The organism is Virgisporangium aliadipatigenens, assembly GCF_016863615.1.
Classification (GTDB): domain Bacteria; phylum Actinomycetota; class Actinomycetes; order Mycobacteriales; family Micromonosporaceae; genus Virgisporangium; species Virgisporangium aliadipatigenens.
Genome location: NZ_BOPF01000020.1, coordinates 201,716 through 222,317 on the forward strand (window position 1 = coordinate 201,716; position 20,602 = coordinate 222,317).

General features: G+C 73.9%; 21 protein-coding genes. 4 read left to right on the plus strand and 17 right to left on the minus strand.

The genetic code is table 11. The features are described 5' to 3' along the window. Window positions 1-53 precede the first annotated feature (53 nt). Complete coding sequence (locus tag Val02_RS26430; protein WP_203901911.1) at window positions 54-1,163, plus strand: substrate-binding domain-containing protein; 1,110 nt, start codon at window positions 54-56, stop codon at window positions 1,161-1,163. Between the two features lie 47 nt (window positions 1,164-1,210). On the opposite strand, the gene Val02_RS26435 is transcribed toward Val02_RS26430, so the two are convergent. The 6 genes from Val02_RS26435 to Val02_RS26460 are packed head-to-tail and all read right to left on the minus strand — an operon-like array spanning window position 1,211 to window position 9,157. Next, the gene (locus tag Val02_RS26435) at window positions 1,211-3,262 is read right to left on the minus strand and encodes a transglutaminase domain-containing protein (RefSeq protein ID WP_203901912.1); all 2,052 of its coding nucleotides are present in this window, start codon (window positions 3,260-3,262) and stop codon (window positions 1,211-1,213) included. Beyond that, window positions 3,259-4,347 (minus strand): DUF58 domain-containing protein, encoded by a 1,089-nt coding sequence (locus tag Val02_RS26440; RefSeq protein ID WP_203901913.1) that lies wholly within the window; start codon window positions 4,345-4,347, stop codon window positions 3,259-3,261. Before Val02_RS26440 ends, Val02_RS26435 begins: the two co-directional genes overlap by 4 nt. 8 nt (window positions 4,348-4,355) lie before the next feature. Next, the gene (locus tag Val02_RS26445) at window positions 4,356-5,336 is read right to left on the minus strand and encodes an AAA family ATPase (RefSeq protein ID WP_239153337.1); all 981 of its coding nucleotides are present in this window, start codon (window positions 5,334-5,336) and stop codon (window positions 4,356-4,358) included. Further along, window positions 5,333-7,171 carry a fibronectin type III domain-containing protein gene (locus Val02_RS26450; RefSeq protein WP_203901914.1) on the minus strand — a complete coding sequence of 613 codons (1,839 nt, stop codon included), beginning with the start codon at window positions 7,169-7,171 and terminating at the stop codon, window positions 5,333-5,335. Before Val02_RS26450 ends, Val02_RS26445 begins: the two co-directional genes overlap by 4 nt. 55 nt (window positions 7,172-7,226) lie before the next feature. Further along, window positions 7,227-8,498 (minus strand): sensor histidine kinase, encoded by a 1,272-nt coding sequence (locus Val02_RS26455; protein WP_203901915.1) that lies wholly within the window; start codon window positions 8,496-8,498, stop codon window positions 7,227-7,229. Continuing rightward, a complete protein-coding gene (locus Val02_RS26460) occupies window positions 8,495-9,157 on the minus strand; it encodes a response regulator transcription factor (protein WP_203901916.1) in 663 nt (220 codons plus the stop codon). The genes Val02_RS26455 and Val02_RS26460 overlap by 4 nt, the downstream gene beginning before the upstream one ends. 54 nt (window positions 9,158-9,211) lie before the next feature. Here Val02_RS26460 and Val02_RS26465 point away from each other — a divergent pair, with 54 nt between their 5' ends. Both Val02_RS26465 and Val02_RS26470 read left to right on the plus strand, forming a co-directional pair. Beyond that, window positions 9,212-11,140: an AfsR/SARP family transcriptional regulator gene (locus Val02_RS26465; RefSeq protein ID WP_203901917.1), complete on the plus strand. Its 1,929-nt coding sequence runs from the start codon at window positions 9,212-9,214 to the stop codon at window positions 11,138-11,140. Next, a complete protein-coding gene (locus Val02_RS26470) occupies window positions 11,137-11,793 on the plus strand; it encodes a helix-turn-helix transcriptional regulator (protein WP_203901918.1) in 657 nt (218 codons plus the stop codon). Before Val02_RS26465 ends, Val02_RS26470 begins: the two co-directional genes overlap by 4 nt. 38 nt (window positions 11,794-11,831) lie before the next feature. Here the strand turns inward: Val02_RS26470 and Val02_RS26475 are convergent, their stop codons facing one another. Continuing rightward, window positions 11,832-12,599 (minus strand): hypothetical protein, encoded by a 768-nt coding sequence (locus tag Val02_RS26475; protein ID WP_203901919.1) that lies wholly within the window; start codon window positions 12,597-12,599, stop codon window positions 11,832-11,834. Continuing rightward, a complete protein-coding gene (locus Val02_RS26480) occupies window positions 12,584-13,120 on the minus strand; it encodes an RNA polymerase sigma factor (protein WP_203901920.1) in 537 nt (178 codons plus the stop codon). Before Val02_RS26480 ends, Val02_RS26475 begins: the two co-directional genes overlap by 16 nt. Window positions 13,121-13,205: 85 nt before the next feature. On the opposite strand from Val02_RS26480, the gene Val02_RS26485 reads away from it, so the two are divergent. Continuing rightward, the gene (locus Val02_RS26485) at window positions 13,206-13,856 is read left to right on the plus strand and encodes a response regulator transcription factor (protein ID WP_203901921.1); all 651 of its coding nucleotides are present in this window, start codon (window positions 13,206-13,208) and stop codon (window positions 13,854-13,856) included. Here the strand turns inward: Val02_RS26485 and Val02_RS26490 are convergent. From Val02_RS26490 to Val02_RS26530, 9 genes are all read right to left on the minus strand, one after another. Continuing rightward, entirely contained in the window at window positions 13,841-14,080 is a 240-nt protein-coding gene (locus Val02_RS26490; RefSeq protein WP_203901922.1) for a helix-turn-helix transcriptional regulator, read from the minus strand. The two genes, Val02_RS26485 and Val02_RS26490, sit on opposite strands and share 16 nt — an antisense overlap. Before the next feature lie 4 nt (window positions 14,081-14,084). Next, window positions 14,085-15,152, minus strand: a complete 1,068-nt coding sequence (locus Val02_RS26495; RefSeq protein ID WP_203901923.1) for a hypothetical protein — start codon at window positions 15,150-15,152, stop codon at window positions 14,085-14,087. Between the two features lie 64 nt (window positions 15,153-15,216). Then, a complete protein-coding gene (locus tag Val02_RS26500) occupies window positions 15,217-15,828 on the minus strand; it encodes an ATP-binding cassette domain-containing protein (protein ID WP_203901924.1) in 612 nt (203 codons plus the stop codon). Further along, complete coding sequence (locus tag Val02_RS26505; RefSeq protein WP_239153339.1) at window positions 15,822-16,811, minus strand: peptidoglycan-binding domain-containing protein; 990 nt, start codon at window positions 16,809-16,811, stop codon at window positions 15,822-15,824. Before Val02_RS26505 ends, Val02_RS26500 begins: the two co-directional genes overlap by 7 nt. Window positions 16,812-16,853: 42 nt before the next feature. Further along, the gene (locus tag Val02_RS26510) at window positions 16,854-17,549 is read right to left on the minus strand and encodes a hypothetical protein (protein WP_203901926.1); all 696 of its coding nucleotides are present in this window, start codon (window positions 17,547-17,549) and stop codon (window positions 16,854-16,856) included. 81 nt (window positions 17,550-17,630) lie between these two features. Beyond that, window positions 17,631-17,960: a hypothetical protein gene (locus Val02_RS26515; RefSeq protein WP_203901927.1), complete on the minus strand. Its 330-nt coding sequence runs from the start codon at window positions 17,958-17,960 to the stop codon at window positions 17,631-17,633. Window positions 17,961-18,138: 178 nt separating this feature from the next. Then, window positions 18,139-18,858: a hypothetical protein gene (locus Val02_RS26520; protein WP_203901928.1), complete on the minus strand. Its 720-nt coding sequence runs from the start codon at window positions 18,856-18,858 to the stop codon at window positions 18,139-18,141. Next, window positions 18,855-19,379 carry an RNA polymerase sigma factor gene (locus Val02_RS26525; protein ID WP_203901929.1) on the minus strand — a complete coding sequence of 175 codons (525 nt, stop codon included), beginning with the start codon at window positions 19,377-19,379 and terminating at the stop codon, window positions 18,855-18,857. Before Val02_RS26525 ends, Val02_RS26520 begins: the two co-directional genes overlap by 4 nt. Window positions 19,380-19,477: 98 nt before the next feature. Beyond that, window positions 19,478-20,290 (minus strand): AfsR/SARP family transcriptional regulator, encoded by an 813-nt coding sequence (locus Val02_RS26530; protein ID WP_203901930.1) that lies wholly within the window; start codon window positions 20,288-20,290, stop codon window positions 19,478-19,480. Window positions 20,291-20,602 lie beyond the last annotated feature (312 nt).

Genomic DNA, 20,602 nt, shown 5'->3' on the forward strand with positions numbered 1-20,602 from the left:
CGGCACGTCAATCCCCCACGGTTTCGCCCCAACCGAAGAAAGGTCATCGCACGATGCGGAAGTTTTACTCCAGCGCCATGGCGGTCGGCACCGCCGCGCTGCTGGCGCTGAGCATGAGCGCCTGCGGCTCCGAGCGGGACGGCGACGGCGACGACGCCGGCTCCGGCAAGGGCTTCAAGAAGGACGCCCTGATCGGTGTCGCCCTGCCGTCGAAGACGTCGGAGAACTGGGTCCTCGCCGGTGGCCTGTTCGAGAGCGGCCTCAAGGACGCGGGCTTCAAGTTCGACGTGCAGTACGCCAACGCGTCGAGCCCGGTCGCCGACCAGCAGGCGCAGATCACCGCCATGACCACCAAGGGCGCGAAGGTCATCGTCATCGGCGCGACCGACGCCGCGCAGCTGTCGACGCAGGTCGAGGCGGCCAAGAAGTCCGGCGCCGTGGTCATCGCCTACGACCGGCTCATCACCGGCACGAAGGACCTCGACTACTACGTCGCGTTCGACAACTTCAAGGTCGGCCAGCTCCAGGGCCAGGCCCTGATCGACGGCATGAAGGCCAAGAAGGCGACCGGCCCGTGGACCGTCGAGCTGTTCTCCGGCTCGCCGGACGACAACAACTCGGGTGTCTTCTTCAACGGCGCGATGGACGTGCTCAAGCCGCTGATCGACAAGGGTGACATCGTCGTCGGCTCCGGCCAGAAGGACATCCAGCAGACCGCCACCCAGGGCTGGAAGGCCGAGAACGCGCAGACCCGCATGGACTCGCTGCTGACCTCGACCTACAACACCGGCGGCAAGACCCTCGACGGCGTGCTGTCGCCGAACGACACCCTGGCCCGCGCGATCATCCAGTCGGTGAAGAGCGCCGGCAAGCCGATCCCGGTCGTCACCGGCCAGGACTCCGAGGTCGAGTCGGTCAAGTCGATCATGGCCGGCGAGCAGTACTCGACGATCAACAAGGACACCCGCAAGCTGGTGGCCGAGACGATCAACATGGTGAAGGCCCTGCAGGGCGGCAACGAGCCGACCGTCAACGACACCAAGTCGTACGACAACAAGGCGAAGGTCGTGCCGTCGTTCCTGCTGCCGCCGGTCATCGTCACCAAGGCCAACGCCGCCCAGGCGTACGCCGACGACCCGAAGCTGGCCCCGCTCACCAAGTAGTCGGCAGGTAGATGCAAAGGGCCCCCGGACTGCGTCCGGGGGCCCTTTCAGTAGCGGAACGCCGCGCGCAACCGGGAGCGCCAGCCGCGCCGCGCCAGCCCCCGCCGCACCTCCCGGACGGCCGCCCACGCCTCCGGCGCACCGTCGTCGACCAGCGCACCGGACCAGAGCGAACGGTCCACCACCCGGCCGAGCCGGCGCAGCCCCTCGGCCACCCCGGGCGGCCCCGGCGCCACCTCGGCCAGGTCGCGGGGCGTCATGCCGACCGACACCGGCACCCCGTGCGCCCGCAGCCGGTCGCGCGCCTCCTCGACGGCCCCCACCACCGCGCGGATGCCGGGACGGCGCCGCCGCACCCCGGCCCGCACGCCGGTGGCCACCGGCACCCCGAGGGCGAGCCCGACCAGCAGCAGCACCGGCACCCCGGCCCACGGCGACGACGGCCGCCCGTCCGGCGCACCGTCCGGTGTGGACTGTTCCGCGGCCGGCGGCGCGGGCGGGTCGCTCAGTTCCTCCGGGGCGGGCAGCTGTGTCCGGGCCCGGTCGGTGGCGGCGGCCAGCCCGCCGGTCGGCAGCGTCGCGCCGGCCACCTGCGCGCCGCCCGGTTCCATCGGCACCCAGCCGACCCCGCGCACGGCCACCTCCGGCCAGGCGAGCGCGTCGGCGTTGCGGACGGTGTAGCCGCCGTCGGGGTCGCGCGCGGACGGGGTGCGGAACCCCACCGCCAGCCGGGCCGGGATCCCGAGGATGCGCGCCAGCACCACGTACGCCGTCGCGAACTGCTCGCTGGTGCCGCGCTTGCTCGACAGCAGGAACTCGCGCAGCTGCGGCCAGCCGTGCCCGGTCGGCAGGTTCGCGCCCGTGACGACGCGGTAGTTCTCGCGCAGGAAGCGTTCCAGGGCGAGGGCGGACCGCAGCGACGGCCGCAGCCCGCCGACCGCCTGGGCGGCCAGTTCGGCGATGCCGGGCGGGACCGGGCCCACGCCGCCCGTTCCGCCGGGTGCCAGCGGGTCGACCGCGGCGCCGCCCAGCGCGTCGGCGTCGACGTCGGGCTGCCACCAGGTCAGGGTGTAGCGGGCGCCGCCGACCTCGCCGAGCAGCAGCGTGCCGTGCCGTTCCTCGACGAGGGGGTCGACGCCACGGACCCGCGCCGGCCAGGTCTGGCTGGGCAGCCACGGGCCGGCGGCCGGCGTCGTCTCGATCTCCGCCGACCGGCTGCGGACCCGCACCTCGACCGCGTCGCCCGCGGGCAGGTCGGTGCCCATGCGCCGGTAGCGGTCGGTCGAGGTCCAGGCGATGCCGTCGAACGCGTCGAAGACCACCAGCGGCCACCGGTCGACCGCCGCGGCGTTCCTGACGCGGAACGCCTCCGTCGCCGGATGCGCCAACCGGTAGGCCAACTCGTCGAGCGGGCTCGTCACGCGCGCGAACGTCACCGGGGCCGGCGAGCCGTGGAACCCGTACCGGGCCGGCGCCGCCGGAACCAGTCCACTGAGGACGGTCGCCACCAGGGCGAGGGTGACCGGCGCGGCCGCGTACAGCGACCCGGCGGGGGCACCGTGCGAAAGCCCGGCCCCGGCCGCCAGCAGCACACCCGCCGTCGCCGCGTACAGCAGCGCCGCCACGGCCGCCGGCCACGGCGGGGTCGGCACGTAGCACTGGGCCAGAACGGCCACCAGGAAGCTCGGCACCAGTGCGAGCAGCGGGGAGCGCTGCGCCAGTTCGACGCCGAGGGCCGTGGCCGCCACGACGAGCAGCGGCACGAACAGCACCAGTTCCGGCTCGGGCCGGGCCGGCCAGGTCGACTGGAGCACCAGCCGCCAGGAGTCGGTCGCCCCGGCCCACAGGTCGCGCAGCGTGCCGCCGGTCGGCGGGCCGAACCCGAGCGACGTCTGCACGACGCCCACGAGCCCGGCGAGAACGGTCAGCAGCGTCCGCCAGGAGGGCAGGTAGCGGGTGCCGAGGATCGCGGCCGCCAGGGCCAGCGCGAGCGGCACGCCCAGCCGGGGCAGCAACGCGGCCGTCCCGAACACGGGAAAGAAGAGCAGCCCGGCGATGAACGCGGCCGCCGTCACGGCGCTCTGACGCGCGGCGTTCACGCGCTCATGCCGTTCCACCGGATCACGGCGAGGGCGGCGGTGGCGGCGGCGATCACGCGGACGCCGGGAACGACGGGCGCCGGCCCCTCCGTGAACGACATCACGACCAGCGCCGACGAGAGGTCGTCGGACGGCAGCGGCGTGCCGGTGACGACGACGAGCCCGCGGGACCCGGGGACCTGGAGAACGGACCCGCCCTGCCGCACGTCGCACAGCTCGTCGAGCATCCGCCGCGACGCCGGCGCGCCCCCGGGGACGGCCACGTCGAGCCCGGACGGGGTGACCAGCCGGGTGTGCTGGCCCGCCCGCGCGGCCGCGACCAGCAGCGAGGCGGCCGCGTCGACCGCCTCCTCGAAGCGTTGCGGGGCAAGGGTTTGCGGGCGGGTGTCGAGCAGGACGGTGAGGCGCGGCTGCGGCGGGTCGGTCAGCTCGCGCACCATCAGCCGCCCGGTCCGCGCGGTCGCCTTCCAGTGCAGGTGCCGCACCTCGTCGCCGGGCACGTACTCGCGCACGTCCCGCAGGTCGACCGAGCCGCGCAGGATCCGGTCCGCGGCGCCGCCCTCGTGATGGTGGCGCGGATAGCCGCCGGAGAGCACCCGCGCGGCGTGCCGGCGCGGATGGACCCGCAGCACCGCCGTCGAACCGCTGCGCAACCGGTTGTCCGCCAACCCGAACGGGTCGACCCGGTGCAGCGTCAGCGGACCGACGACCACGCGGCCGCGCACGCTGGTCGGCAGTTCGTAGTGGTAGGTCGCCTCGGCGCCGGCCCGCAGCGGCTGGACCCGCACCGTGCGGACCGCCCCGGCGGCGGGGTCGGCGGCGAGAAACCCGCCCCGTCGACGGCCGGAACGGTTGCGCACCTTCAGCGTGACGAGGGCGGTGCGGCCGCGTTCGACCCGGTCGGGGTAGACGGTGCGGGTGACGTCGGCGGTCAGGCCCCGCGCGGTCAGCAGCAGGGCTGCGACGACCGCGGCGAGCCCGATCGCGCCGAGCGCCCGCCCGAACGGATACCCGCCCCACCAGCCGGCTCCGAGCAGCAGCACCGACAGCACCAGGACGACGACACCGCGCCGGGTCAGCCGCATCCGCGGGCCTACGCGTTGACCAGGGGTGTCGGGGTCGACTCCAGCACGCCCGCGACGATCTCCGCGGGGTCGCGCCGGTCGAGTTCGGCCTCCGGGGTGAGCAGCAGCCGGTGTTCGAGCACGGGGCCCGCCACGTCCTTGATGTCGTCCGGTGTCACGTAGCCCCGCCCGTCGATCGCCGCGAACGCCTGCGCCGTGCGCACCAGCGCGATGCTGCCCCGCACGCTCGCGCCGACCCGCACGACGGCGTGTTCGCGGGTGGCGGCGGCCAGCCGGGCGGCGTACCGGGCCACGGCCGGATCCACCCGCGAACGGCGCACCGCCGCGACGGCCTCGCGCAGCGCGGCCGGGTCGACAACGGGCTGCAGATCGTCGGCCGTCGCGCCGGCGCAGTCGGCCAGCACCGCCCGCACCTCGGCGTCGAGGTCCGGATAGCCCACCGACAGCCGCATGAGGAACCGGTCGACCTGCGCCTCGGGCAGCCGGTACGTGCCCTCCATCTCGATCGGGTTCTGCGTCGCGATCACCATGAACGGCCGCGGCACCTCGTAGGAGAAGTTCTCCACGGTGACCCGCCGCTCGGCCATCACCTCCAGCATCGCCGACTGCGTCTTCGGCGTGCCGCGGTTGATCTCGTCGGCGACGACGACGTTGGCGAACACCGCACCGGCGTGGAACGCGAACTGTTCCTCCCGCTGGTGGTACACCATGACGCCGGTGATGTCGCCGGGCAGCAGGTCCGGCGTGAACTGGATCCGGCTCCACTTGCCGCCGATGCTGCGCGCGAGGCAGCGGGCCAGGGTCGTCTTGCCCACCCCCGGCACGTCCTCGATCAGCAGGTGCCCCTCGGCGAAGAGCGCGGCGATCGCCAGCCGGATCGCCTTCGCCTTGCCGTGCACCACCTTCTCGACGTTGGCGGCGATCCGCGCGGCGATCTGCGCCGCCTCCCCCGCACTCATGCCGCTCGACATCCCCGTGGACATGTTCATGCGGCCGGCCACACGTAGCGGTTGCTCTCGACGTCGGTGTCCCGCACCGTGACCCAGATGGTCTCCCCCGGCGACGAGAACGGGAAGCGCTCGAAAATCAGGACCCCCTGGCTGTCGGTGCGCAGCGTGGCGCCCGGGTTGTAGTCGAACTTCTCGCTGGAGTGCGGATCGACGTGGTACGAGGTGTTCGGCGCGAAGCCGCGCAGCTCGATGTGCATGAAGTGGCAGTTCGGCGGCCCGCAGCTGTCCTCGTAGGTGGTCGGCCGGCCGCGCGTGACGGTGGCCGTGCGGGTGGCGGCCGGAAGCGTCGCCCGGGTCTGCGCCGGGGTGCCGCGGCCGGCCGAGTTCCGCGCCACGACGGTGATCTGGTAGGCCACGCCGCGGGTCAGCCCGGTGATCGTGGTCGCGCGCGCGCTGCCGCCGTGGCCGCTGTTGCCGCCCGCGCCCCCGGCGACCGGCGCCCAGCTGACGAGATAGTCGGTCACCGCCGCGCCGTTGGCCGGCGCCGCGCCCCAGGCCACCCGCAGGGTGTCGCCCTCCGGGGTGGCGGTGAGCCCGGGTGGCATGCCGGGCGGGCTCGCGGGTGCCGCGCGCGGTCCCTGGGTGGTCGTCGGAGTTCCGGGGGAACGGGGCGGAGCCGACGGAATCGGCGCCGGCGACCCGGTCGGAGGGCCGGAGCCGCCCGGGCGCGCACCGGCCGACGGCTCCGCCGACGGGGAGACCGGCGGCGCGGAGGCGGACGGCCCGGTGCCGACGACCGGAACGTTCGCCACGGAACCGTCCTCGTCGACGACGAGCACCCGGGTGCCCTCGGGCCCGTCGACGTACACGCGCTTGTCGTCGCCGCGCCGCAGCCGTGGCTCGCCGACGTCCTCCGGCACGTCGGCGACGTGCTGCTGCTGCCCGTCCGCGTTGTAGGTCAACACCTTGCGGTTGTCCGTGTCGATCAGCACGACCGAGGAGCCGCCGGCGACCGGCGCCGAATAGGTGCCGTCCGGCAAATTCACCGTGACGGGCGGGGCCGGCTGCCGCCCGCGCCCGAGGTCGGTCCCGTCGACGAGGTGCATCCGCTTGGCGGCCGGGTCGACGATCGCCACCCGTCCGCGCACGTCGACGGGGGCCACCCGGGCCGCCCGCGGCACGTCCACGCCGATCTTCGTGGGCTGGCCGAGCCCGTCCGGGTCGACCGGACTGAGCGAGTCGGCGTCGGTGTCGAGGAACACCGGCCGCTCGCCGACGACGGTCAGCGCACCGGTGTGCCCGTTCGGCACCAGCGCCGGGCAGGTGATCCGTTCCGCGGCGGGGGCCAGCCGGCACAACGAATTGGCGTCGAGGCGGTGCAGCCAGACGCTGCCGTCCGGGGTGGCGACCGGCTCGCCCAACGGCCCGCCCGCGGGGATCGTGGTGGCCTTGTCGCCAAGCCGCACCACGCTGCCCGCCTCGCGGTACACCAGGTAGGGGCCGCTCGCCGTCTCCAGCGCGACCGGCCGCTCGCCCGTCGGCGGCTTGAGCGTCTGATCCACGGCCAGGTCGGACTTGCCGAACTCGGTGATCCGCGACGGCCCCACGACATAGCCGCTGGTGTCGCTCTGCACCACCTGGCTGCCCGGCTCGACCTCGCCCACGTCGGCCTGCGCGTCCACGGCCCGCCCGGCACCGTTGACGTGGTACACGACGCCGAGCCCCGGAACGGCCACCCAGTGCCCGGAGTTGGTGTAGCCCAGGGCCGGCGGCCGGGACGCCGCACCGGAAACCGCCGCCGTGACGGCCGCGAGGCAGACCGCCAGCGTCATCGCGGTCGGCGCGTTCTTCCGCAGGGCGGTCCATCGGCTCACCCGCCACAGCTTAGAGAGAGATGTACATGATTCGTCCATCCGGCGCCGAACCTGCCTATGGTTCTTCGGACGGCAGGACCAGTTCGAAGATCGCCCCGCCCTCGGCGGCGTTGTAGACCTTGAGCATGCCGCCGTGCGCCTGCGCCACCCACCGCACGATCGCCAGCCCCAGGCCGCTGGAGCCGACGCCGCTGCCGAAGCGGTCGAACGCCTCCGGCGCCAGCGCCGGGTCGATGCCGGGCCCGTGGTCGGCGACCGTGACCCGCCCGCCGGCGACGGTGATGTGCACGACCGCGGGCTCGTCCGGCAGGCGGCCGTGCCGCAGGGCGTTCTCCAGCAGGTTGCCGACCGCGCGCTGCACCAGTCCCGCGTCGACGTGGACCGTGGAGGGCGCGGCGGTGAGCGTCACCTGGGCGCCGCCGGCCGGTGTCTGTTCGACCACCACGCTGACGAGCTGATCCAGTCGAACGGGCTGGATCGCCAGCTGTTCCACCCCGGCGGCCAACCGGGCGCGCGCCAGCAACGCGTCGATGATGCTGCCCATGCGCCCGGCGAGCCGAACGGTGCGGGTGAGAAGTTCGTCCCGCTGGTCGCTGTCGTCCAGCGCCGTCTCGGCCAGCGCGCGCAGCGCCGCCACGGGTGTGCGCAGGTCGTGGGCGGTGTCGGCGAGCAGCGCCTCCTGCTGTTCCAGCGCGACGACGCCGGGCCTGATCACCCGGCCGGAGAGCAGGTGGCAGGCCGCCCCGACGAGCCCGATCTGCAGCGCGCACCCGCCGAGGACCAGCAGCACCAGCCGCTTGTGCCGGGCCTGCGCGTCGTCGGCCGGGATGACGGCCACGACCGCGCCGACGTACCTGTTGGACGGGTTGCGGAACGGCTCCACGCCAACCCGCACCAGTTGGCCGCCGGTGCCGCGCTGATAGGCGTTGATCAGCTTGGCGTCGCGCACGGAGACCTCGGCCAGCCCGCTGAGGACCTCGGGATCCATGGGCACACAGGTGCGTTCGCTGTAGAAGGCGGGGAACTGCTCGGCGCCGCCGGGCAGGATCGCGAACTGCGGACACTGGGCGTTGATCGGGTCGGCCGCCGCGTGGGCGGTGACGAGGGCGTCGCCGTAGGCGAGCAGCCGGGTCACCATGCCGGTGACGCGGTTGAGCTTCGCGTCGAGGCGTTCATAGGTGCGGTCGGTGTCGGTCGAGATGGCCACCGCGGCGAACACCGTCAGGCCGGCCGCGTTGAGGACCGTGAGCAGGGCGGTCAGCCACCAGCGCAGCCGGCGCAGGCGCGCGGGCGTCGACTCCCGCAGCGCCGCCGTTCCCGGGCTCATCGCGGCGCTTCCATGCGGTAGCCGCGCTGGCGGACGGTGCTGACCAGCTCGGGGCCGCCGAGTTTGGCGCGCAGCCGCTTGACCGTCACGTCGACCGCGTTCGACATCGGCTCACTGTCGCTCTCCCAGCAGTGCTCGATGAGCTCCTCCCGGCTGACGACCTGATCCGGGCGGGCGATCAGATATTCGAGCACGGCGAACTCCTTGCCCGTCAACGACAGCAGCACACCCGCCCGGCGCACCTCGCGGCGGGCGCAGTCCACCTCGAGGTCGGCGCAGCGCAGCACCGACGAACGGGCCGTGCCCCGCCGCCCGAGCGCCAGCACCCGCGCCGCCATCTCCCCCGTCGCGAACGGCTTCACCAGGTAGTCGTCGCCGCCGTGCGCGAACCCGACGAGCCGTTCGGCGAGGCTGTCCCGCGCCGACAGGAACAGCACCGGCACCGTCCACCCCTCCTGCCGGCGCCGCTGCACGTACGTGACGGCGTCGCCGTCGGGCAGGATCCGGTCGAACACCACGCAGTCGAAGTGCCCGTCGCGCAGCACCGCGTCGGCCGTGGCGATGTCGGCCGCCTGGGCCACCTCCACCCGGAGGCCGGCGAGCTTCGCGCTGATCGCGAGGCGCAGGTCGTCGTCGTCCTCGACCACCATCACCCGCATGTCATCAAAACCTCATGTGTGCCGATGGACGGTGGTTGTCGACGGGGGTGACACATGCTCTTCCAACTGCTCGGACCACTCGAGATACACGACGGCGAGGCCGTGTCCCGGCCCGGTGCCGGCAAGGCGGCCACAGTCCTGGCGACGCTTCTGCTGCATCGTAACGTCTGGGTGGCGGTCGACCGGATCGTCGATGTCGTATGGCCGGAACATGCCGCGCCGCCCTCGGCCGAGGCCAACCTCAAGACCTACGTGTGGCAGCTGCGCCGGATCCTGCCGGCGGGACCGGCCGGCCCGCGGATCGAACGGCGTCCCGGCGCGTACCGCCTCCGCGTGGCGCCCGGCGAGGTGGACACCGACCGGGTGGACGCGCTTGCCGCCGAGGCCGCCCGAGCCGATCCGGCTCTCGCGGTCGAACGCCTCCGAGCGGCGCTCGCCCTGTGGCGCGGCCGCGCGTTCGAGGGCCTGCACGGCCCCGGCCTCGACGCGGCGGCCACCACGTGGGAGGAACGCCGCATCGAGCTGACCGCCCGCCTGGCCGACCGGCTCAGCCGGGCCGGGCAGGGCGCGGAGGCGGTGGCGACCCTGCGGGCCCTGACCGTCGACGCCCCGCTGCGCGAACAGACCTGGAGCCGGCTGGTGCTGGCGCTGCACGCGACCGGCCACCGCGCCGACGCGTTGGCCGCCTACCGCCGGGCCCGGCACCTGCTGCGCACCGAACTCGGCGTCGAACCCGGGCCGGCGCTGGCCGAGGCGCACCGCGCGGTGCTCGCCGCGTCGGAGGCCGCCCGCGACGACCTCCCCCGGGACGTACCGCTCACCGGCCGCACCGCCGAACTGGCCCGGCTGCGCCGGATCGCCGCCGGCGACGCGCCGGTCGTGGTGATCGACGGGCTGATCGGCGTGGGGAAGACGGCCTTCGCGGTGCACGCCGCGCACCGGCTGGCGGACGGTTATCCGGACGGCCGCCTCTTCGTGCCGGTCGGCACCGCCCCGCCGGAGGCGATCCTGACCCGCCTGCTGCGGGCGCTCGACCCGTCGATCGGCTCCACTGTGGACGGCCCGACGTCCACAGTGGACGTCCCGGGCAGGTCCCTTGTGGACGGTCGCATCGCCACGACGGATGCCGTGGCCGCCGACGGTCGCAGCGCCGCGATGGATGCCGACGCCGGGGCCGCCGCGGTGGACGTGCTGGCCGCGCGGTGGCGGGCGGCCCTGCGGGGCCGGCGGGTGCTGCTGGTGCTCGACGACGTCGCCGACGGCGACCGCCTCGCGCCGCTGCTGCCGGCCGCGCCGGGGTGCCTGACCCTGGTGACGACCGGCCGCCGCGACTGGCACCCGGACGGGGCGGCCCGGATGACCCTGCACCCGCTCGGCGACGGCGACGCGGCGCTCGTGCTCCGTTCGGCCCTCGCGGCGCACTCGGCCACCCGGCCCGGCCGCGATGCGGATGCGGCCGTCGCCGCGATCGTCCGCCGGTGCGCCGGCCTCCCGGCGGCGCTCGGCGACGTGGCGGCCCGGTCGGCCGTTCGTCCACAGTGGACGGTTCGGCGGCTGGCGGAGGAGGTGGCGCGCGATCCGGGGCCGATGTTCGGCGAACGGGTCCGCCGGTCGGTCGCCACCGCCACCCGCCGGCTCGACGGCCCGGCGCTCGCCGCGTGGCACGCGCTGGCGCGGCTGCCGGCGGCGTTCGGGGCGGTGGCGGCGGCCAGGATCCTGCGCACCACGCCGGCGGCGGCCCGGGCGGCGCTCGAGACGCTGGTCGACCGCGGCCTGCTCGAGCCGCTCCCGCACGACGCCTACCGCGCCCACCCGGCCCTGCTTCCGGCACGCCGACGCCCGGCCCCCGCCGATCTTGCAGTTGTGGTGGGGACACCGCCGGACAAGGCCCAGCAATCCGGGCGCCACAGCTGCAAGATCGGCGCGGCCGGTCGAGCGGGCTCCGTGGCCGCGACGCTTCCGACAGGAGGGACACTCCGATGACCGTTCAGGCACTGCGGACCCGCACGGCCGTTTCGTTGAACCCGCCCGCGGGCATCGACGTGGCCCTGCGCGGCGCCCGGCACGAGGTGCTCGTGGTGAACACGCTGCGCTGCGAACTCGACACCGCGAACGCCGTCCTGCGCGCCGTCGACCAGGCGAACCTGGCCCGCGGGGTGCGCTACCGGGTCCTGCTGCCCGACCGGGTGCGCGCCTATCCGACGTTGACCGCGCGGCTGACCGGCCCACGCTTCGCCGCGGCGAACATCCGCACGGTGCCCGACGTGACGCTCGACGCCACCGTCATCGACGGGGCGCTCGCCGTGCTGCCGCACCGGCACTCCGGCCCGGCCGGGGTGGCACTGCTGCGCCTGCCCGGTGCCGTCGGCGCCATCGTCGACCTCTTCGAACGCATCTGGTCGACGTCGGTGGCGCTGCTGCCGGACGACGTTCCCCCGGACGGTGACCTGTCCACCCGCGAACAGGAACTGCTCGCGCTGCTGACCGCGGGCTGGACGGACGAGTCGGCGGCGGCGCGGCTGGGACTGTCGGTCCGGACCGTCCGCCGGACGATGTCCGACATCATGCACCGCCTCGGGGCGCGCAGCCGCTTCCAGGCCGGCGTGAAGGCCGCCGACCGGGGCTGGATCTCCTGAGGCGCCACGGGGCCCGCCCGTGGCGCCTCCCGGGGCCGCTACTCCAGGGTCGACGGGCGGTGCTCGGTCACGCCGGCGGCGGTGTGCACGATCACCACGAAGTGGTCGATCTCGCCCCCCTCGGGGCCCGGCCACCAGGCCCCCCACCAGCCGCCCCGCACGCTCGCCTGGATGACGCGGCCGCTGTCCAGGCGCAGCTCGACGGCCGTCACGTCGGCGGCGACGAGACCGACGATGTTCGACCACAGGTCGTCGCCGCGGCCCGGGCCCCAGGAGCTCATCGTCTCCAGGGTGACCTGCCCGGCCGGCACGGGCGGGATCGTCCCCTCCTCGCGCAGGCTCATCGACGCCATCGCCGCGCCGTCGGCGCTCAGGCACTCGACGATCATGCCGTTCTTGCGCAGGATGAGCAGGGTGGCGATGCCCCGCTGCTCCGCGAGCAGAACGTCCTCCGGGCGCACCGTCGACGTACTGCCGCCGACGTCCTGACGCCCGCAGGCACGCGCCTGCGGCAGCACCTGGTCGCCGGTGCGCGCGCTCGGGGCCGAGGTCCAGCCGGCCGTGGCGCGGTCGGCGGTGTTCGGCAGCAACGCCGGAACGATCACCGCCGCCGCGACGCCGGTCGCCACCGCCGCCGCGCCAACGGCCAGCCAGCGCCCGGTGACACGCCGGGGCACCCGGGCCGGGCCGGCGATGATCCGGTCGAGGTTCGCCGCCGCGCGGGCGAGTTCGTGGGCGGTGGGCTGCCGATCGCGGGCCGGATCGAGCGCCGACAGCCGCTCCAGGTCCTTCATGCCTGTGTCCATGACTCTTCCCTCACAAGGCCGGGGCGGGTGTGCACAACGGGTTCCAGGGCGGCGCGCAGGCGGGCCCGGGCGCGGCTCAGCCGCATGGCGAACGCGGTGCGCCGGCAGCCGAGCACCGTCGCCGCCTGCTCGGCGCTCAGGCCGTCGAAGGCGATCAGCGCCAGGACCTCGCGGTCGGCCGCGCTGAGGGTGCGCCAGGCGCGTTCCAGGTCGACGCGGGCGGCCGCGTCGGGAGCGGTGTCCGGCTCGGTCGACCGGTCGGTGGCGGCGAGCCGCACGTCGAGCGCGCGCCGGCGCAGCCGGCCCCGCATCCGGTTCGCCATCGTGTTGCGGGCGACCGCGAACAGCCACGGCCGGGCGTCGTCGGGCACGTCGGGCCAGCGCCGCCACGCGGTGAGGTACACCTGTGACAGGATGTCCTCCGCCTCGTCCGGCGGTACCCGGCGTTCGACGAAACGCAGCAGGTCCGCGTAGGTGTCGCGGTGCAGGGAGCGGAAGCGCTCCGCGCCGTCTCGGTTCATGTCCCTTACCTGTCCGGCAGTCCCGTCGTTGTCACACCTCAGCACGAACGGCGGAGCGGGTGAATCGGCGTGACAGTATGCACATATGCGGATACTGCTCACCGAGGACGAGGAGAATATCCGGCTCTCCGTGCAGACCTGCCTGCGCACCGCCGGGTTCGCCGTCGACGCCGCGGTCGACCTCTCCGACGCCGACAAGGCACTGTGGGTCAACGCCTACGACTGCGCCGTCTTCGACCGGATGCTGCCCGACGGCGACTCGCTGCGCTACGTCGCGCGGCGGCGTTCGCGCGGATGGCCGGTGCCGGTGCTCTTCCTGACCGCGCGGGACCAGATCGACGATCGGATCGACGGGCTGGAGGTCGGCGACGACTATCTGGTGAAGCCGTTCGCCAATGTCGAGCTGGTGGCCCGGGTCCGTAGCCTGTGCCGCCGCGGTGCCGCCGCGCCCTCACCCGTCCTGCGCTTCTCCGATGTCGAACTGGACCCCGGCCGGCACCTCGCCCTACGCGGCGGGGTCCCGTTGGAGCTGACCGGGAAGGAGTTCGCGGTGCTGCAGGTGCTCGTCGCCGCCGGCGGGGAGACGGTGCCGCGCAAGGAACTGCTGGCCCTGTGGGACGAACTGGTCGCGCCGACGTCCAACGTGCTCGACGTGCTGATGCTGTCGCTGCGCAAGAAGCTCGGCCCGCCGCAACTGGTGCACACGAGGCGCGGCGTCGGCTACCTGCTCCGCTGAGGCACCCCGATCCGCGGGAACGGCGTCAGCGCGAACAGCACCTCGACCGGCACGTCGAAGTACCGCGCGATGCGCAGCGCCAGGTGCAGGCTCGGGCTGTACCGCCCGCGTTCGAGATAGCTGACCGTCTGGTAGTGCACGTCGAGCGCGTCGGCGAGTTCCCGGCGGGAGATACCCCGTTCGGCGCGCAGCATCGCGATGCGGTTGTGAACCGTCTCCGTCATCCCCTCACCGGTTCTTGAAGTAGCGGAACAGATGCGCCTCCCGCACGGTGCACAGCGCCAGCGCGGTCCCGGCGGCGGCGGCCGGCAGCGCGGCGAGCGGCCCGCGTACATCGATCGCGTACACGGCCAGCGGATCCCCGGTGTTGCCGGGCAGCACCGCGCAGGCGAGCGCGAACGCCGACAGCACGAACGCGCCCGACGCCCACAGCAGCGTCTCGATCAGCAGGGTCAGCAGCAGCGCGCGGCGGGTCTCGCCGAGGTGCAGGGCGGCTGCCAGTTCGAGGCGGCGCATGCGGACGGCGGCGAAGCCGACGAGGAGGCCGGCCAGCACACACCCGGGCAGCGCCCACCGGGTGGGGCGTTCGTCGAACGCGGTGACGCCGTCGAACCGCTTGCCCAGGCTGTTGTTGAGCTGGCCGACGGCCACCGGGTCGGTGCTGTCGGTGTCGACCCGGATCGCCGAGTACAGCAGGTGTTCGCGTTGCGGGGAGGTGGGCCAGACGTCCGCCCAGCACTCGTCGAAGCGGCCCGTCGGCGGCTGCGGGATCAGGGCCGCGTGGCTCAGCCGGCTGTCGCGGCCGTCGTCGGGATAGTCGTAGACGCCGGCGATGCGCATCGTCCCGGTGGTGGTGGGCACCTCCTGGCCGGGTGTGACGCCCAGGGCGGCGGCGAGCGTGCGGGGGATCCAGGCGCCCGCGTCGGCGGAGCCGGCGCCGCCGAGCACTGTGACGAGCCCGGGCGTGACGGCGTACGCCGGCAGCGGGTTGGCGATCATCGTGCGCAGGACGACGGCGTCGGTCTCCCGGATCGCGCCCGCCGCGCGGACCCCGGGCAGCGTGCCGAGGCGTTCGCAGGCGGCGCCGTCGGTGCCGTCCGGGGCCTTGAGCACACGCACCGAGGCGCCGGAGGCCACGTACGCCGCGGCCGCCTGCCGCAGGTCGATGATCGAACGGGCGTCGACCACCGCCAGCCCGGCGCAGACCAGCGCGAGGAAGACGCCGAGCAGCCCGGCCCGGGTGGTGCCGCTCAGCACGTTGCGCCCCGCCTCGGAGAGGATGACCCGCGCCCTCACTCTGCCCCTCCAACGGAAACGGCGAAGAACCTGCCGCATGACCGCCTGCGCTTCGCTCCGGCAATCATGCGGCCACGGTCGCCAGGTCGATGACGTCGGTGCAGGCGGCCCGGGTGTGCGGGTCGTGCGTGGCGATCACGACGATCGTGCCGTCCTGCGCCACGGCGCCGAGGGTGGCGTTGACGGTGGCCGCCGTCGCCATGTCCAACTGGGCGGTGGGCTCGTCCACGAGCAGCAGGTCCGGCGCGGAACACACCGCGCGGGCCAGCATGAGCCGCTGCGCCTCCCCGCCGGAGAGTTCGCGGAACGGCTGCCGCGCCACCCGGGCCAGGTCGAAGCGCTCCAGCGCCTCGCCCGCCCGGGCCAGCGCCGCACGCCGCGACAGCCCGCGCGCCAGCAGCGGCAGGCACACGTGGTCGATAGCCGTGCGCCCGCGCACCCCGAACGGGTTCTGGAACACCCAGCCGGTCCGGGCGATCCCGATCCGCTCGACGCGGCCGGTGCTCGGGACGACCCACGTCGCGAGGATCGACAGCAGCGTGGACTTGCCCGAGCCGGACGGCCCGCACAGCCCCACCACCTGCCCGGGCTGCAGTTCGAAGTCGAGGCCGGTGAAGAGGTCGGCGGTGCCGGAGAAGCGGTGCCCCAGCCCGATCCCGCGCACGGTCTTCAGCATGACGCCGCCGTGATGGAGGCCCCCAGGTTCACCGAGTCGAAGGGCTCCCCGACGGGCACCACGAGCGCGGCCCCCAGCCGTGAACTGACGATCCGCACCGGGTACGTCGCGGCACCCGACTGCACACAGCCCTTGTCGCCGTCGACCGCGAACAGCGCACCCGGCGGCACCTTCACCGTCTTCAGCCGTTCCTTGAGGCTCACCACGGCGGTGACGTCCAGCGGCTTCTCCGTGGTGAGCGCGGCGCGGTACTCCGCGGAGGCGGAGACCTTGGCGAGCAGTTCCGGGTCGGTGGCGGTGCCGTCGGCGCCCAGCGGTCCGGTGACGCCCGCCATGCGGATGGTGCGCTCCCCCGCGACGGCCCCCGGCGGCATCGCCTCGACGACGATCGCGGTCAGCGTGGCGGCCACCTTCGCGAACACCTGCGCCGGTCCGGCGAGGTAGGCGCCCAGCACCAGTTCGCAGGTGTCGGGCAGCACCGACGGCGCGGGCAGCCACAGCACCTGCGATGCGACCAGCGCCCCGTCGGGATCCTTGACGCCGGCGGCTTTCTGCAACGCCTTGACCGCCTGCACCGTGCTCGCGCCGTAGGTGCCCGAGCGCTCCGGCCGGTAGCCGAGGCGGCGGAGCTCCTGCTGCAGCGCGCGCACGTCCGTTCCCACATCGGCGAGGCGGAGGTCGCGGTAGAGCGGGACGGAGGTGGCCAGGGCGAGCACCGGCTTGCCGTCGACCCGGGCGACGACCTTGCCGGACTCGATCGCCTTGCCCACCGCGCACCCGGTCTCGGTGACCCGGCCGGTCACGGCCACCGTGAGCGGCGGCGCGGCCGCGCGCCGGAACGCGACCTTCACCGTCCGCTCGTCGGCGAACTCCTCGTGACCGACCGGGGCCGCGGTGGCGTCGGCCGAGGCGCGCAGCTCCGCCGGCGCCGGCGCGGGGCGCAGCAGCACGACCGTCGCCGCGGCGAGCCCCACCAGGGTCATCCCCGTCACGGCCGCCACCGTGGTCCGTACGAACCGTCCCACCTACTTGCCGTTCTCCACCGGATCCGGGTTCTGGCCCGGTTCGTTGCCGTTGCCCTGGGGCGCGTTGATCGCCATGCCGGAGCCGGCGAAGCACTTCTGCGCCTCCTCGTGCATCGGGTCGAAGTCGCCGGTGGTGAAGTTGCTCTTCATGAACGCGTCGAACTTCTCCGGCGTGTAGTCCGCCTGCACCAGACCGGCCTTCTTGAGGCACTGCACCACCAGCGCCTTCGGGTCGGCGAGCAGGTCCGGGTTGCTGATCTGGGTGTTGTAGAGCGCCTCGACGCGCATGAGTCCGGAGCTGTCGGCGCAGTCCTCGGTGGCCTTCATGTACGTGTCGAACGCCGTCTTGTCCTCGTCCAGGCCGACCGGCGGGTCGACCCGGTAGAGGCCGGCCGGGGTCCGGGTGTACGTCTCGCGGTAGCCGGCGTCCTCCGCACACCGCCGGTACCTGCTGTGCGTCTCCTCGTAGTCGGCCGGATCGATCTTTCCCGTCTTGATCGCGCGGTCCCACACGTCGCGTTCGAAGTCCGACTTGGCCTGGCCGCGCGCCCTCTTGAACTGGTCGGCCAGCGGCGGAAGGCGTTCGCCCGTCTGGCTCTTGGGGGTCGGCTCGGCGCCGCAGCCGGTGACGGCGGTGGCGAGGACGGTCATCGAGACGAGGGCCAGGATCAGGCCCGCGGTGCGGCGCAACTGCATCGGGTTGCTCCCGTCGGGTTGTCGGGCCGTGGCGCCCCGGTTGCGCGGGACGCCACGACGCGAGGTGAGGGGTCGGTCGGCCTACCGGAACTGGTTCTCCGCGTACGCCGAGGAGGCGGTGCCCTGGTCGGCGAACGCGTGCGACGAGACGGTCGCCCAGGCGGTCCAACCGCTGACGAGCGAGCCGTGCCGTGCGTACGAACGGCTCTGCCAGCTGCAGTCGGCCGTCTGGGCGTAGGCCTCGGCGTAGGCCGAACCGACGCTCAGGTAGCTGTACTTGCAGTACGCCTGGGCCGGGCTGGCGGCCATGACCCCGGCGACACTGAGGCCGAGCATCAGCCCGACCGCGGTGACGGCAGAGCCGACCCGCCGGCGCAGGGCGGGCCTGCGCGTGGTGATTGCTGTCGACATGCGACGCTCCTCCCGTGTGGTGGTGCGCTCCGGGCCGGTCGACCCGGATCCGCATCTCCCGTGCGAGGCCGGACGATCCGTCCCACCGGGCCGGCCGTTCCGCCTCGGGAAGAGCATCGACCGCTGCCGTAAGCCGTCGTGGCAGCCGACGGTAAGTAGCGCTGCGTAGTCGTTCACGTCAGCCGCCGGCCGTGCTGTGGGCGTCCGGCGGCGCGTCGCGGGCCGGCCCGTCGTCGGGTACGGCGACCGTCTCGCCGGGGCGCGCCGGGCGGCCGAACGTGTACGTCACCGAGGCGTCGCCGTCGATCGGCACGCGGATCACGAGCATGCAGGCGGCCGGCACCGAGCGGCAGTCGACCGGGTTCCCGTCGATCGGTTCGAGGTCGCTGGAGACGCGCCCGCTGTGACCCTGCGTGTTGATGAGGTCCCCGACCATCGCGGGCGGGACGGGCACCAGGACGATCTCGACGTTCTTGCCGACGGCTTTGAACGCGTCCGCGTAGCGCTGCCGGTCGGCGAGCGGATCCTTGATGCGCGCGACGAGATCCCCGTTCTCCCGGGTGATCTCGATCGTGGAGTCCGCGTAGGAGGTGGCCGGTCCGGTCCCGTCCTCGACGAGGCTGGGGCCGAGGACGGCGGTGCCGGTGACCGCGACGACGACGGCCGCCGCGAGCGCCAGCCGCCGCGTGACGCCGCGTTTCCCTTGCGCCGCAAGGCCTTTCGGCTCGCCGCGCCACGCGTCCGCCGCGCGGCGCCACGCGGGCGTCCGTGGCCCGGCCGCGGTGAGCTCCCCGGCGATGATCGCGGTGCGGAGCGCGGCGGCGGCCGGGCCGGCGTGCGTCCCGGCGAGGTCGTCGTCCCGGACCCGGGCGAGCCGGTCCACGTCGTTGTCGGTCATCGCGCTCCTCCCGGGATCGCGGGCGAATCGGCGGCAAGGTGGTGTCGCAGGCGTCGCCGCGCGCGGTGGATGCGGATCCGGGCCGCGTTGCGGGAGCACCCCAGCACCGTGGCGACGCCGCCGGCGTCGAGGCCCTCCCACGCGACGAGCGCGAGCACCTCCCGGTCCTCCTCCGACATCCGGTCGAACGCCGTCCGCACGGCCTGTGCCTCGACGCTCTCGTCGGCGGCCGGCGCGTAGCGACCGCGCACCTGGTCGGCGACCGCACGGGCGAGCGTGTGCCGGCGCACCTGCCCGCGCCGGTGGTTCGCCAACACGTTGCGGGCCACCACGTACAGCCACAGCCGGGCCGCCTCGCCGGACGGCACGGCGTCGATCCGGCGCCACGCGATGGCGAACGTCTCGGCGACCACGTCGGCCGCGTCCTCCGCGGAGTCGCAGCGGCGCACGGCGTAGCCGAGTATCCGGTCGAACGTGGCGGCGTAGAGCGCCTCGAAGCGGGCCGTCCGTCCGTCAGCCACGGCGGCGACCCGCTTCCGTTCCTCGATGGTGGGCGACACATCCCGTACATGTCGCGAGGGCGGCGGGCATTTCAGCCGTTCCCCGGATCCGGGTGACGTCAAGCCGACGGTCGCCGGCGCGAACCGTTGACCATCGTCAGCAGTTCGCGACCGTGCGCGCCGCGCAGCAGCGCCCGGTGCACCTCGGCCAGCAGCGGCGCGTCGAGCCCGCTGTGCTCCACCAGGTGCAGCCGGGCCTGCCGGTAGGTGTCGACGGATGCCTCGACCCGCCGTCCGGCCAGCGCCTGAGCGGCCATGAGCCGCAGCCACGCCGGCTCCCGGAACGGGTGCAGCACCGTCATCGCCCGCAGGATCGGCAGCGCCTCCTCGGGCCGGTCCAGCGCGAGGTGGCTGTCGACGATCAGTTCCTCGGCCTGGAACCGCAGTTCTTCCAGCCCGATCGCCTCGACGCGCAGTTCGGCCACGTCGCGCACGTCGGCGAGCGCGTCGCCGCAGCGCCAGATGGCCCGCGCGCGTTCGAGAACGCCCACCGCCTCGGCCTGCCGTCCGGCGGCGTGCAGGGCCCGCCCCTCGCGCACCAGTGCCCGGAACCGTTCCGCGTCGACGGCCACGCCGCCCGCGAGCCGATAACCGACCTGTCCGCGCTGCACGAATTCGCGCCCGCCGCGGCGGCCCAGCAGCCGCAGTCCGCGAATCTGGTTTCGCACCATCTGCATGGCGCTGTCCGGCGCGCTGTCTCCCCATACGTGCCGGACGATCTGTTCGCCCGACAGCGACACCCCGCGGTTGACCGTGAGAACGGCCAGAACCTTCCGCTGCTGGGGCGGTAGTGCCCCGTGCCAGCCACCCGGAACGTCCAGGATGACCGGCCCGAGTATCCCGATACCGATCGATTGCCCCGTGTCATGCATGTGCCCAGCCCCCCGAACTGTGGCCGCATTCATGTGATGATCACGGCTGACGCCGCGCCCGAAACCTTATCGATTACCCTGCGACACCCGTGTCAAGGAATGTACAGCTCAAGGCTGTGCGAATTTGCAGGTTAAATGCACGCGTCAATTCCTGAGAAGGACTATTCGAAAATAGAGCAGTACTGCTATTTCCCACTGGTCGGGAGGGGACCGGAGGAGACCGCCTCCCGACCGTGGGCGGGAATTCGTCAGGCCGGGTCGGGCACCAGGCCGCCGGCGGTGCGGAACACCAGCCCGTCACCGTCGGTGTCG

Bases quoted from the DNA above. Each gene is read 5' to 3' on its own strand.
- Val02_RS26430 (WP_203901911.1), top strand. From the start codon at position 54: ATGCGGAAGTTTTACTCCAGCGCCATGGCGGTCGGCACCGCCGCGCTG.
- Val02_RS26440 (WP_203901913.1), bottom strand. From the start codon at position 4,347: ATGCGGCTGACCCGGCGCGGTGTCGTCGTCCTGGTGCTGTCGGTGCTG.
- Val02_RS26445 (WP_239153337.1), bottom strand. From the start codon at position 5,336: ATGAACATGTCCACGGGGATGTCGAGCGGCATGAGTGCGGGGGAGGCG.
- Val02_RS26455 (WP_203901915.1), bottom strand. From the start codon at position 8,498: ATGAGCCCGGGAACGGCGGCGCTGCGGGAGTCGACGCCCGCGCGCCTG.
- Val02_RS26460 (WP_203901916.1), bottom strand. From the start codon at position 9,157: ATGCGGGTGATGGTGGTCGAGGACGACGACGACCTGCGCCTCGCGATC.
- Val02_RS26465 (WP_203901917.1), top strand. From the start codon at position 9,212: ATGCTCTTCCAACTGCTCGGACCACTCGAGATACACGACGGCGAGGCC.
- Val02_RS26470 (WP_203901918.1), top strand. From the start codon at position 11,137: ATGACCGTTCAGGCACTGCGGACCCGCACGGCCGTTTCGTTGAACCCG.
- Val02_RS26475 (WP_203901919.1), bottom strand. From the start codon at position 12,599: ATGGACACAGGCATGAAGGACCTGGAGCGGCTGTCGGCGCTCGATCCG.
- Val02_RS26480 (WP_203901920.1), bottom strand. From the start codon at position 13,120: ATGAACCGAGACGGCGCGGAGCGCTTCCGCTCCCTGCACCGCGACACC.
- Val02_RS26485 (WP_203901921.1), top strand. From the start codon at position 13,206: ATGCGGATACTGCTCACCGAGGACGAGGAGAATATCCGGCTCTCCGTG.
- Val02_RS26490 (WP_203901922.1), bottom strand. From the start codon at position 14,080: ATGACGGAGACGGTTCACAACCGCATCGCGATGCTGCGCGCCGAACGG.
- Val02_RS26500 (WP_203901924.1), bottom strand. From the start codon at position 15,828: ATGCTGAAGACCGTGCGCGGGATCGGGCTGGGGCACCGCTTCTCCGGC.
- Val02_RS26505 (WP_239153339.1), bottom strand. From the start codon at position 16,811: ATGACCCTGGTGGGGCTCGCCGCGGCGACGGTCGTGCTGCTGCGCCCC.
- Val02_RS26510 (WP_203901926.1), bottom strand. From the start codon at position 17,549: ATGCAGTTGCGCCGCACCGCGGGCCTGATCCTGGCCCTCGTCTCGATG.
- Val02_RS26515 (WP_203901927.1), bottom strand. From the start codon at position 17,960: ATGTCGACAGCAATCACCACGCGCAGGCCCGCCCTGCGCCGGCGGGTC.
- Val02_RS26520 (WP_203901928.1), bottom strand. From the start codon at position 18,858: ATGACCGACAACGACGTGGACCGGCTCGCCCGGGTCCGGGACGACGAC.
- Val02_RS26530 (WP_203901930.1), bottom strand. From the start codon at position 20,290: ATGCATGACACGGGGCAATCGATCGGTATCGGGATACTCGGGCCGGTC.